This is a genomic window from Pseudarthrobacter sp. 10T415 (assembly GCF_056394175.1).
The window spans coordinates 470,428-482,562 of sequence record NZ_JBFTHJ010000001.1; the positions used below are offsets into that span (position 1 = coordinate 470,428).

The window sequence follows — 12,135 nt, forward strand, 5'->3', positions numbered from 1 at the left end:
GTCACCTTCGTTGAACGATGGTTCCGCCGACCTCCCTTGGCGGCGCTGTTGCCAGCGCTCCTGCCTTTAGCCCTCGCACTCGCTGCAGTACGAATGGCCGTTGCTTTCCCGCGCCAGCTGGGAGCGGTGGCGGACCAGGAAGCAGGAGTAGCAGGTGAATTCGTCCGCGCCCTGGGGAATGACCTGGACTGTCAGTTCCTCAGAGACGATTTCTCCACCGGGGGTCAGGCCTTCATCCAGTGCATCCGCTTCGTCCAACTGGGTAACAACGCTGCGGGCGTCGGGGGCGTTGGCAGATTGCAACGCCTCCAGGGAACGGTCCTGGGACTCCTTTACATCGGAGCGGACCTCGTCATAATCGGTTGCCACGGGTGCATCTCATTTCTCTTGCCGGCTGCTCACTTGACGTGTCTCCAACGTGCGCCGCTGCGCCGTTGTTCCCGAAGGGGTGAACACACCTAGCCGGCCCCTGGAAATCCGGGGCTGGAACTGCCTCGAAATCTATCTCAGCGTTCCGGTCACCGTTGCATAAGTGACCGCTTTGTCCTTGACCCGGCGGATGTAGGCATCGGACTGGTTGTAAGAGTAGATGGCCTGCGTCCACCCCTGGGACGTCCGAAGGTCGCGGCCGTTGAGGCAAAGATACGTGGCGGCGCTGAGGGCGGCGTCGTCGATGTTGAAGGGGTCCGCTGCTCCATCGCCGTTGCCGTCTCGACCCACCAGCCGCCACGTCGAGGGTATGAACTGCATGGGTCCGACGGCCCGGTCCCACTGGCCATCTCCGTCCAGTGCGCCGCCGTCGGTGTCCGGGATTGCGGCGAATCCTTCGCCGTCGAGGCTTGGGCCAACAATGGCGCCGCTTGCCTGCCCGTCCGTGTCCAGGCTGCCACCGCCGTGGGTTCCGTGTCCCGATTCCACGGAGCCGATGGCGGCCAGCGTGTTCCAACCGATTCCGCAGGCCGGGGAAGATCCATTGGCCGAGGCGGCTGCGGCAACGTAGGCCCGCAGGGCACGGGAAGGGATGCCGGTCTGCGCCGCTGCATCCGTGAGCCACTGGGCATCCGGGCTTGCCGTGACGTTGACGGCCGTTGTCATTCCGCTACGCCCCGCATCGAGTTTCACGCCCGCCAGCGGGGGCGGTGGGAGGATCTGGCCGGTGTCCTCCGCACCGGACTTCCCGGCAGCCCAGAACGAGAATGCGGTGCCCACGCAGATCAGGAACAGGCAGAGAACCACATAACGTCGAATACGGAGCACTGACTAATCAAACCATCAACACCGGCGGACAATTCATCTGTACACATCAGTGGCGTCACCGTGGCTTGACGGCGCCGAGTGGGGTATCTTGTTGCTACTCGTGGTTGAGCAGCCAGCCCGCACAGTGCGCGCAAGGGAGCCCCCGTGAGTTCTACGCCAACCATCAATGGTTCAGCGATCCACGACGCTTCCCTCCGTAGCTTTGCCCTGGAAACGGGCTAAAGACCACCTGTTGCACCGAGGATGCGGTAACAGGTGAGGGTGGCCCAATGCAGTACCGGCCCCCGCCGTGGGCCGGTACCAGAATTGGGGGCCGGCCCACGGTCCACCCGCGACGCAGCGCTGATTCGCCCCGCCGCAGGAGCCGGAAAGCGTCACCAGAACGGCACAGGCTAGTGGCGGCTCCAGTCGGCGATGGTGCGGTCCATGAACGTGGCGACCGCCTGGACGATGTCCGTGGAGGGGTCGTTCAGCCATTGCAGTCCGATGCCGTCCAGGACGGCCGTCACAATGCGGACTTCCATATCAATCTGTGCCGGCGCTAAGGACGTTGTTTCGCCCGCATCGGCAGCCTGGCGAAGGTGTCCGGCCAGTGTGGTGAGGTTGCGGTCATATCGGTGCCGGATGAACGTATGGGCGGGGTGCGCAGGGTTAGACGCTTCGGCGGCCATGGTGATGAAAAGTTCGAGCAGGCCAGGATTGGCCAGGTGTGCGCTCATGACCAGGGGCAGGCGCCGAAAGTACTCCAGCCCCTCAACTCCCGAGAGGCCGGTTTCAACGGTTTGGCGGTCCCACTCCTCCAGCACCGCCGTCAACAGTCCTTCCTTGCTGCCAAAGTGCTGCAGCAGCGTGGCATGCGAGACACCGACGCGCTCGGCGATGGTTCGGATGGATCCGCCGGCAAAGCCCTGCTCACCAAAGACCGTCAGGGCCGCCTGCACGATCTGCTCCCGCCGCCGCACCCCTGTTTTATATGGGCCCCTGGGGGCAGAGACAGCCTTGCCGGCCATTCAGGCACTTCCTTTTTCCGGGACGTTGACGAAAACCTACCATTCGGTTATGGTTCATGTCCAGAAGAGGTCCCTACGACTACCCGGGAAGTGCTCATGCGGTATTCCATCCTCGGCCGGACCGGCCTCAAGGTCTCCCGGATCTGTCTCGGTACCGCGACGTTCGGCGTTGCACCCGACGCGCGCGAAGCCGGCCGGCTGGTCGGCGCGGCGCTCGACCTTGGTATCAACTTCATCGATACCGCAGACTCCTACGGCAACATGCCCGTCTTCGATCGCCCGGGCGCCCCGGCGTCCGCAGACCGCGAACCCGCCGAGCAGATCCTCGGCCGCGCGCTGCGCGGCCGCCGCGATGAGGCAGTCATCGCTACAAAGTCCCAGGTCCATGTTGGCCCCGGGATCAATGATGGCGGCCTGTCGCGCCGCCACATCATCGCGCAGGTCGAGACCAGCCTGCGGCGCCTGGGCACGGACTACATCGACCTCTACTACGCACACAACCCCGACCCCGACACTCCACTCGAACAAACCCTCAGCGCGTACGACGATCTCATCCGCCAAGGCAAGATCCGCTACATCGGCCTGTCCAACCACCCCGCCTGGCAACTCGTCCACGCTTTGTGGCTCGCCGACGACCGCCGCTACTACGGACCCGTGGCCACCCAGGTGAAGTACAACCTGATCGACCGCACAGCCGAACGGGAACTGGCGCCGGCCTGCGACGAATTTGGCGTCTCGATCATCCCGTACGCCCCGCTGCACGGTGGCCTGCTTGCTGATCTTCGCGTCCTTGACCGGGGCGTCAGCGGCGACCAGCGCTTCGCAGGGCCCGGCTTTACCAGTGGCGAGATCAATACGGCCCGCGAACTCGACCGGCTCAGCCGCGAGTGGGGACTGGCACTCAACCAATCCTCACTGGCTTGGCTGCTGTCCCGGCCGGCTGTGGCATCGGCCATCGTGGGGGCCGAGTCTGTCGAAGAACTCCACGCCAACGCTTCCGCGGCTGACGTCGACCTGGACAACGACCAACTCGCCGCCATCACAGCCTTGACGAGCGCCTTGGCCTGAAGTCCGGAGCAAGAACGCACGACGGCGGCGGAAGGGTTCGCGTCCGCGCGCTCGAGTTCTCGGAGGCGTCGGGTATGGCGCCTCCGGGCCCGCCGCCCTGCGGAATCATTCCCGGCGGCAGCCGCAGGATTGGCGGACCTGGAGGTCGGCGGGGAAGATGAGGTGCTCGGGGGTGTTGCCCCGTCCGGTGCCGATCAGGGCGTTGACCGCGGCTTCGGCCATGGCTTTGGCCGGCTGCCTGACTGTGGTCAGGGGCGGCCAGCTGTACTCCGCTTCCGCCGACCCGTCAAAGGACGCCAACGCCATATCCTTCGGTACGGACAAACCCGCCTCATGCAGCGCCCGCAGGATCCCAACGGCCTGCAGGTCCGACGTCGCAAAAATAGCCGTGGGCCGCTCCGCCCCGGCCAGCAGCCGCTTGCCCGCAGCGTAACCGCCCTCCCGCGTGAACGGGGTCCGCACAATGGGACCCTCCGGCAGGCCCGCCCCGGCCAGGGCCTGCAACCAGCCCTCCTCACGGCCGTCGTAATAGTTGCCCGTGTTCGTTCCCATCGCCAACGCGATCCGCGTGTGCCCGTGACCGATCAGGTGCTCCACGGCAGCCCGCGCACCGGCCACCAGGTCCACCCCCACACTGTTGAACCCCGGCGCCTCCGCACTGTGGTTCAACAACACCACCGGGACCTCCGCCGACTCGAAGTCCGCCACCCCTGGCTCCATCAGCACACTCGAGACGATCACACCGTCCACCTGCCGGGCCGCCAGGTTACGCACGTTCCGGCGCTCCTTAGCCACGTTCCCGTCCGAGTTGGTCAGCACCAGGGCATAGCCACGCTCGGCCGCGGCCTCTTCCACCGCGTGCGCCAGCAACGAAAAGAACGGGTTGCTGTTATCCGGAATGACCAGCCCGATGGTCTCACTCGAGCCCAGCTTCAACGCCCTGGCCGCAGCATTGGGCCGGTACCCCAACCGCCGGATGGCATCCTGGACCTTCGCCTCAGTGGCCGGCGCCACCCGCTTCGGACCACCATTAACCACATAACTCACCACGGCAGTACTCACACCGGCGAACCGCGCAACATCCTTACGCGTCACAGGCCCCCGGGGCCCCGGCACAGCCGACATGGTCATGGAGTACATGGCTCCTAGGGGTTGGCCGGGGCGTCGCCGAAGTCGCGGATGGGAAGCCGCGCCCCGTTCTGCTGCGCCGAGGCGTGGGCCACGATGCCGGGCAGGGTGAAGCGTGCGGCCACCCAGGCGTTGACCGGGGGCAACGTTCCCTCGTTGACGGCGGTGACGAAGTCGTCCACCAGGAAGTGGTGGCTGCCCTCGTGTCCGTTAGGGGCGCCGCGGAACTCCTCCGGCAGCCGCCCCGCGTCGTGCACGGGAGCAAGCCCTGATACGAATGCGTCACGCAGTTCGGGCGCAACATTGGCCAGGGACGGATCGTCCAGCGGAATGCTGGGCCGCGTCTCCATCTGTTCCGAGATGTCGTGGACGTTCTTCTTGTCCTGCCACACCGTGACTTTGGCGAGCTGTTCGAAGCTGGCCTCGGTTCCGAAGAAGCGGAACCGGGACTCCCGGATGTGGGAGGGGTAGCCCACGCGACGCATTTCGTTGGTGCGCATCACGCCGCCGTCGTTCAGTTCAAAGAGGGCCGTGGCGTTGGAGAAGTCGTTGCCGAACATGCTGACGTCCTTGTCGAAGACGCCGTCATTGCGGTCGTCCTTCACGCCGAAGCAGCTGACGCTGACCGCATGCGACGGAAGTGCGCCAAGGACGCCGCCGATGGCATGGGTGGGGTACAGCATGGGCGGGTAGCTGGCCGTCTCTTTCCAGCGGTCGCCGCCGCTGTACTGGTAGGCGTCGTAGAAGCCCAGGTCCATGTCATGGACGTAGTCGCCCTCAGAGTAGAAGATCCGCCCAAACTTGCCTGCAGCGTGCTGTTCGCGGGCGTAGACGGTGGCGGGGTTGTAGTAGCTGGTCTCCCCCATCATGTACACCCGGCCGGTTTCACGGACGGCTTCGATGATGCGGGCGATTTCTTCTTCCGTCACCGCCATGGGCACGGCCGAGTAGACATGCTTGCCCGCGCGGAGGGCACGTTCAACCAGCGGACCGTGGGTCCAGCGCTGGGTGAAGATGGCCACGGCGTCAACATCGGAGGCCAGAAGGGCCTCAAAATCCGGCTTCACACCGGCGAGGTCGTAGCGATCCACCGCCTCGGCAGCGCGTTCCGGGCGCTCATCCACCACGTACACCTCCCTGACGCCGGGGTGGAGGTTGAACAGGTGGGCAAACTGGCCGCCGAACTGGCCGGCGCCAACGATGCCGATTGAGAACGTCATTGTTTTCCTTCTGTGTGGAAGTGGATGTGCGCCGGTGGCGGCGCAGAAGCAGGAATCCAGTATGTGTTTCCCGCCCTGCCAATGCGGGAACTCAGTTGTTCTACTCGAGTCAACAACTCCAGGCCATAAAAATCAAGCCGTTTCGGGGCATAAATTAATCTCTTGCCTCACTCCATCTACTCGTGTAGATTGCAGCTCAGGTTGTTAGGCACATCACACAATCAGGAAGGGTCGAAGATGACCACCCTTACCAGGAGCCCCCGTTCGGGGGAGCAAAACCCCAAGCGAACACGGCTTAACCGGAAGCTGCCCGGCACCCGCAGCGAGGTCAGGATTGCCCTGTTCTTCATCGCACCGGCCATGATCGGATTCGTCCTCTTCTACCTGGTGCCCACCATCCGCGGGATCTACCTCAGCTTCACGGAATACAACATCCTCGGAGATCCGGAATGGATCGGCCTGGAGAACTACCAGGCAATCGCCAAGGATCCCCTGTTTTGGAACTCACTGGCCGTCACCGGCCAGTACGTCATCCTAAACATTGCGCTGCAGACATCCCTGGCACTCGGCCTGGCGCTGCTCATGCACCAGGTGGCCAAGTCGACCATCATCCGGGGCGCACTGCTGCTCCCCTACCTGATGTCCAACGTCATTGCCGCCCTGCTGTGGTTCTGGATGCTGGACTACCAGATCGGCGTGGTGAACCAGTTCATCGAGTGGGCCGGCCTGCCCCGGGCCGCCTTCTTCGGCAGCGAGGAATGGGCCATCCCCACGCAGGCGCTGATTAACACCTGGCGGCACATGGGCTACACCGCGCTGCTGATCTTCGCCGGCCTGCAGTCCATTCCGGGCCACGTCTACGAGGTGGCCAAGCTGGACGGCGCATCGGCATGGCAGACCTTCCGGAAGATCACCATCCCGCTGCTGCGTCCGGTCCTGGTACTGGTCCTGGTGGTCACCGTCATCGGTTCCTTCCAGGTCTTCGACACCGTCGCGGTGACCACAGGCGGCGGCCCGGTGAACGCCACCCGCGTCATCCAGTACTACATCTACCAGCGCGCCTTCACGGAGTCGGACTTCGGCTACGGATCGGCCATCGCCGTCATTCTCTTCCTCATCCTCGCCCTGGTGGCCTTCATCCAGATGAAGTTCCTCAAGGGCAACGAGTCGGACCTGGACTAAGGAGTCCTCCATGACCACCACCGCAAGCCGCGCGCCGCTGGCCAAGCCGGCCAGCCGCCGTCGTACGGCAAAGCACCGTCCGTTCAACCCACGCCGCGCCGGCGCCTGGGCCCTGCTGATCCTGGCCATCGCCGTCTCCGTCCTTCCCTTCCTCTGGGTGCTGCGGACCGCGCTGTCCACCAACAACGCGCTGGCAACCAACGCCGGCAGCCTCCTCCCGGCCGAATTCACCTTCGGTGCCTTCAAGCGGGTTTTCGGCCTGCAGACTCCCGCGGAGGCCGTTGCCGAAGGCGGCTCGGGCGCCGCGATCGATTTCTGGATCTACCTGCGCAACTCCGTTGTCTTCTCCTCCATCACCACCGCCGGGGCCGTGTTCTTCAGTGCCATGGCCGCCTACGCTTTCGCCCGGCTCCGCTGGAAGGGCCGCAATGCCGTCTTCAGCCTCTTCCTCGGCACCATGCTGGTCCCGCCGATCTTCACGGCGCTGCCCAACTTCCTGCTGATCAAGAACCTGGACCTGCTCAACACCATGCTCGGAATGGTCCTCCCCTATCTGTTCATGACCCCGTTCGCCATCTTCTTCCTCCGCCAGTTCTTCCTGAACATGTCCCGCGAGGTAGAGGAAGCGGCAATGCTCGACGGTGCCAAGCACCTCCGCATCTTCTTCCAGATTGTCCTGCCCAACGCCGCAGCCCCCATCGCCACCCTCGCCCTGCTCACCTTCATCGGCCAGTGGAACGAGTACTTCTGGCCGCTGCTGGTCGGCTCCCAGGATGACGTCCGCGTGCTCCAGGTGGGGCTCGGCGTCTTCAAATCGCAGTCCCCGCAGGGCGCACCGGACTGGTCCGGCCTGATGGCCGCCACCCTCGTCTCGGCCCTGCCGGTCCTGATCCTCTTCGCCGCCTTCGGCAAGAAGATCGTCAACTCCATCGGCTTCTCCGGCATCAAGTAGACCCCCTTTTTTCTCCTGCAACCTCGCGCGGGCCATGGCGGCCTGCCCGAAAACATCCCTGAAAGGACCTCCCATGAAGAAAATGAAAGCAACCGGTGCCCTTGCTGCGGCCGCCGCAGCAGTCCTCGCTCTCTCCGCCTGCGGCAGCGGCGGCGGTTCGGCCGAAGCCGGCAAGGGCGAAATCAGCTACTGGCTCTGGGACGCCAACCAGCTCCCCGCCTACCAGCAGTGCGCCGACGACTTCACCAAGGCCAACCCGGACATCACCGTCAAGATCACCCAGCGCGGCTGGGACGACTACTGGAGCACCCTCACCAACGGCTTCGTGGGCGGCACCGCACCGGACGTCTTCACCAACCACCTGGGCCGGTACGGCGAGCTCGCCGAGAACAAGCAGCTCCTGGCCATCGATGACGCAGTGGACAAAGACAAAGTGGACCTGTCCGCCTACAACGAAGGCCTCGCGGACCTCTGGGTGGGCCAGGACGGCAAGCGGTACGGCCTGCCCAAGGACTGGGACACCATCGGCCTGTTCTACAACAAGGACATGCTCGCTTCCGCCGGCATCTCCGAGGACCAGATGAAGGACCTCACCTGGAACCCCAAGGACGGCGGCACCTACGAGAAGGTCATCGCCCACCTCACCGTGGACAAGAGCGGCAAGCGCGGTGACGAGCCCGGGTTCGACAAGAACAACGTCCAGGTCTACGGCCTGGGCCTGAACGGCGGCGGCGACTCCTCCGGCCAGACCGAGTGGAGCTACCTCACCAACACCACCGGCTGGTCCCACACGGACAAGAACCCGTGGGGCACCCACTACAACTATGACGATCCGAAATTCCAGGACAGCATGCAGTGGTTTGCGGGCCTGGCGGACAGGGGCTACATGCCCAAGCTCGAAACCACCGTCGGCGCCAGCATGGCTGACACCTTCGCCGCCGGCAAGTCCGCCATCAACGCCCACGGTTCATGGATGATCGGCCAGTACACCGGATACAAGGGCATCCAGGTGGGCATCGCTCCCACCCCAGTGGGCCCCGAAGGCAAGCGCGCTTCCATGTTCAACGGCCTGGCAGACTCCATCTGGGCCGGCACCAAGAAGAAGGACGCCTCCATCAAGTGGGTTGAATACCTGGCTTCATCCGCCTGCCAGGACGTCGTTGCGTCTAAAGCCGTGGTCTTCCCCGCACTGAAGGCATCCTCGGACAAGGCAGCCGCAGCATTCCAGGCCAAGGGCGTGGACGTCACCGCCTTCACCGAGCACGTGAAGAACAAGACCACGTTCCTGTACCCGATCACGGACAACACCGCCAAGGTCAAGGGCATCATGGAACCGGCCATGGACGCCGTAGTGTCCGGCAAGGCGCCGGTCAGTTCGCTGACGGCCGCCAACGAACAGGTCAACGCGCTGTTCAAGTAACCCCTAAAAAAGTGGCTGCGTTTGTGGTCGCAGCCACCCGGCCGGGTCCCGCCGTCCTCCTCCTCGCGGCGGCGGCACCCGGCCACCCCCTTCCCTGGCATTCCCGTTATGCGTAACTTAAGACGCACCCTGAACACCGAAAGAGACCACCATGGATCCCCTGCACCTCCGTTCCGCCGGCACCAGCCTGCTGATCAGCTTCGACAGCGGGGAGGCCGAGGTCATCCACTGGGGCGCGGACCTGGGTGCAGCACTTCCAGACCTCGCAGTCCTCACCACGCCCGTAGGAAATTCCTCCGTGGACGCCCGCGTCCCGGCCGCACTCCTCCCCCAGGCTTCCTCGTCCTGGCGGGGCCGCCCTGCCCTCCGCGGCAACCGGATCACTGACGGCGCCCCCGGCATGGATTTCTCTTCCCGCCTCCGCGTCACGTCGGTGGACACCGCAGGCCCCGGGCGGGCCACCATTGTCCAGGCCGATGCCGACACCGGCATCAGCGTCGCCACCGCCCTCACACTGCACCCGGGTGGCCTGCTGGAACTGCGGCATACCCTTACCAACAACGGCACCACCCCCTTCCAGGTGGACGAACTGGCCACCGTCCTCCCCGTAGCGCCGGACGCCGTCGAACTCCTTGACCTGACCGGACGCTGGTGCCGCGAACGCCACCCGCAGCGGCGGCCCATCCAGCAAGGCACGTGGGTCCGCTCCGGACGGCATGGCCGCACCGGCCACGACTCTTCCCTCCTGTTTGCCGCCGGCACCCAAAGTTTCGGCAACCGGCACGGCAAGGTCTGGGCCACCCACCTGGCATGGAGCGGCAACCATGAACAGTTCGCAGACACCATCGGCGACGGACGGACCATGATCGGCGGCTCGGAACTGCTGGGCTCCGCGGAGGTCATCCTCGCGCCGGACGGCAGCTACACCACACCTGCCCTGTTCGCTGCCTTTTCGGACCGCGGCCTGGACGGCATCACCGAGGCCTTCTACAGCTGGTTCCGGTCCCGCCCGCACCACATCCTTCCTGCCGCCGCGGCCGGCACAGCCTCCACGGCCGGCGCTCCCGCCGCGAAGCCGCGCCCGGTGGTGCTGAACACCTGGGAGGCCGTGTACTTTAACCACGACCTCGACACCCTGATCGAACTTGCCGATTCCGCAGCGGACCTCGGCGTGGAGCGATTCGTGCTCGACGACGGCTGGTTCCGCGGCCGCCGCGACGACCACGCGGGCCTGGGCGACTGGTACGTGGACGAAACCCTGTGGCCGGACGGGCTGACGCCGCTGATCGAAGCCGTCACCTCGCGGGGAATGGAGTTCGGGCTGTGGGTGGAACCGGAGATGGTCAACCTGGACTCGGATGTTGCCAGGGCCCACCCGGACTGGATTTCAGGCCCTTCAGCGGTAGCCCACAAGGACGGCGGCCGGCTGCCCCTTGAATGGCGCAACCAGCACGTCATCGACCTCGTCAATCCGGAAGCCTGGCAGTACGTCTTCGACCGGATCTCGGCACTCCTGGCTGAGAACAACATCAGCTACCTCAAGTGGGACCAGAACCGGGACATCGTTGAACAGGGCCATGCCGGCCGCGCGTCCGTCCACGAACAGACCCTCGCCGCCTACCGGCTGTTCGACGAGCTCCGCAAGGCCCATCCCGGCGTCGAGATTGAAAGCTGCTCCTCCGGCGGCGGACGCGTTGACCTGGGAATCCTGGAGCGGACCGGACGTGTCTGGGCGTCGGACTGCAACGACGCCCTGGAACGGCAGGCCGTCCAGCGCTGGACCGGCGCCGTGGTTCCGCCGGAGCTCGTGGGCAGCCACATCGGCCCCACCACCTCGCACACCACAGCCCGCACGCACGACCTGTCCTTCCGTGCCATCACCGCCTTCTTCGGCCACTTCGGCATGGAATGGGACGTCCGCGGCGTCCAGGGCGCGGAACGGGAGGAGCTGCGGCGCGTCGTCGGGCTCTTCAAGGAGCACCGGGGCCTGATCCACAGCGGCCACCCGGTCCACGCGGACATCGCTGATGAGGCATACCAGCTGCACGGCGTGGCGGCCGCGGAACCCGCTGCGGAAGGTACGACGGCGGCGCTGTTCGCCTTTGTCTGTGCCCGCACCTCGGGTGCCGAGCAGCCGGGACGGATGGGCCTGCCCGGACTCGACCCGGACCGGACCTACCGGGTGGAACCCATCTTCCCGGCCCCCGGCGATAACGATTACGGACACACGTTCACCCAGGTGCAGCCACCGGCCTGGCTCACTGACGGTGCAACGGCCAGCGGCCGGTTCCTCGGCGAAGTTGGCCTGCCGATGCCGATGCTCAACCCGGAGCACGCGCTGCTCATCAAGGTCACGGCCGTCTAGGCGGTCACAACCCACGAACGTATGGCCCGGCGGAAACTTCAGCCGGGCCATACGTGTGTGGCACGGAAACCTCAGCCGGAGCGACTGCCCGGAAGCCCTGGCTCCGGGGGACTCCATGGGCCTGCATGGCGTTGCCGCCCATCCGGTACTGCGTCAGGTCCGAATGCCCTTATGACACCTGAACGAGTGTGGAAACTTTTGCTACCTGACTGGAGATGATCGTGAACCAGAGTGCCAAGACCATGACCCGGACCGCCGCCGCTTCCCTGCTGGCCCTGACCGGTTTGGCCGCAACCACCCTCCCCGCGCAGGCCGCTACGGCGTCCAGCCCCGTAACTGAAGTTTCCCGGCAGGCCACCGGCTCCCTTCTGCTGGGCGATGTACTCGCCGGCGGAATTTTGAACGGCGGCGTCATCAACGGTCCCGTAGTGGACGGCCCACTGGTGGACTTGGGCGGCACCGGCCCCTTCCAGTTCGGCCAGTTCCAGTAACCTTCCCCGCCTGACCCACCGCTGCCCGGCCTCCACGCCGGG

Annotated in this window: 11 protein-coding genes; 6 read left to right on the forward strand and 5 right to left on the reverse strand. The window is 65.3% G+C overall.

Features of this window, described 5'->3' with window-relative positions:
• Positions 1-66 precede the first annotated feature (66 nt).
• The 3 genes from AC1DBN_RS02190 to AC1DBN_RS02200 all read right to left on the reverse strand — a co-directional run bounded on the left by AC1DBN_RS02190 (position 67) and on the right by AC1DBN_RS02200 (position 2,267).
• Positions 67-369 (reverse strand): DUF4193 domain-containing protein, encoded by a 303-nt coding sequence (locus AC1DBN_RS02190; protein WP_056078803.1) that lies wholly within the window; start codon positions 367-369, stop codon positions 67-69.
• 132 nt (positions 370-501) lie between these two features.
• Positions 502-1,257 (reverse strand): lytic transglycosylase domain-containing protein, encoded by a 756-nt coding sequence (locus AC1DBN_RS02195; RefSeq protein WP_091719920.1) that lies wholly within the window; start codon positions 1,255-1,257, stop codon positions 502-504.
• A gap of 392 nt (positions 1,258-1,649) precedes the next feature.
• The gene (locus tag AC1DBN_RS02200) at positions 1,650-2,267 is read right to left on the reverse strand and encodes a TetR/AcrR family transcriptional regulator (RefSeq protein ID WP_314213175.1); all 618 of its coding nucleotides are present in this window, start codon (positions 2,265-2,267) and stop codon (positions 1,650-1,652) included.
• A 96-nt stretch (positions 2,268-2,363) separates the two neighbouring features.
• Here AC1DBN_RS02200 and AC1DBN_RS02205 point away from each other — a divergent pair, with 96 nt between their 5' ends.
• Positions 2,364-3,335, forward strand: a complete 972-nt coding sequence (locus AC1DBN_RS02205; protein WP_091719914.1) for an aldo/keto reductase — start codon at positions 2,364-2,366, stop codon at positions 3,333-3,335.
• A gap of 105 nt (positions 3,336-3,440) precedes the next feature.
• On the opposite strand, the gene AC1DBN_RS02210 is transcribed toward AC1DBN_RS02205, so the two are convergent.
• Both AC1DBN_RS02210 and AC1DBN_RS02215 read right to left on the reverse strand, forming a co-directional pair.
• Positions 3,441-4,475 carry a LacI family DNA-binding transcriptional regulator gene (locus AC1DBN_RS02210; RefSeq protein WP_314213180.1) on the reverse strand — a complete coding sequence of 345 codons (1,035 nt, stop codon included), beginning with the start codon at positions 4,473-4,475 and terminating at the stop codon, positions 3,441-3,443.
• Between the two features lie 5 nt (positions 4,476-4,480).
• Positions 4,481-5,683, reverse strand: a complete 1,203-nt coding sequence (locus tag AC1DBN_RS02215) for a Gfo/Idh/MocA family protein (protein WP_091719912.1) — start codon at positions 5,681-5,683, stop codon at positions 4,481-4,483.
• 237 nt (positions 5,684-5,920) lie between these two features.
• Between AC1DBN_RS02215 and AC1DBN_RS02220 the strand changes: the two genes are divergently transcribed.
• The 5 genes from AC1DBN_RS02220 to AC1DBN_RS02240 all read left to right on the forward strand — a co-directional run bounded on the left by AC1DBN_RS02220 (position 5,921) and on the right by AC1DBN_RS02240 (position 12,093).
• Positions 5,921-6,865 carry a carbohydrate ABC transporter permease gene (locus tag AC1DBN_RS02220; protein ID WP_477722499.1) on the forward strand — a complete coding sequence of 315 codons (945 nt, stop codon included), beginning with the start codon at positions 5,921-5,923 and terminating at the stop codon, positions 6,863-6,865.
• 10 nt (positions 6,866-6,875) lie between these two features.
• Positions 6,876-7,817 (forward strand): carbohydrate ABC transporter permease, encoded by a 942-nt coding sequence (locus tag AC1DBN_RS02225; RefSeq protein WP_091719907.1) that lies wholly within the window; start codon positions 6,876-6,878, stop codon positions 7,815-7,817.
• A 73-nt stretch (positions 7,818-7,890) separates the two neighbouring features.
• Positions 7,891-9,237 (forward strand): ABC transporter substrate-binding protein, encoded by a 1,347-nt coding sequence (locus tag AC1DBN_RS02230; protein ID WP_172829953.1) that lies wholly within the window; start codon positions 7,891-7,893, stop codon positions 9,235-9,237.
• Positions 9,238-9,388: 151 nt separating this feature from the next.
• Positions 9,389-11,602, forward strand: coding sequence for an alpha-galactosidase (locus tag AC1DBN_RS02235; protein ID WP_091719904.1), 2,214 nt, complete (start codon positions 9,389-9,391; stop codon positions 11,600-11,602).
• 221 nt (positions 11,603-11,823) lie between these two features.
• Positions 11,824-12,093 (forward strand): hypothetical protein, encoded by a 270-nt coding sequence (locus AC1DBN_RS02240; RefSeq protein WP_157693458.1) that lies wholly within the window; start codon positions 11,824-11,826, stop codon positions 12,091-12,093.
• Positions 12,094-12,135 lie beyond the last annotated feature (42 nt).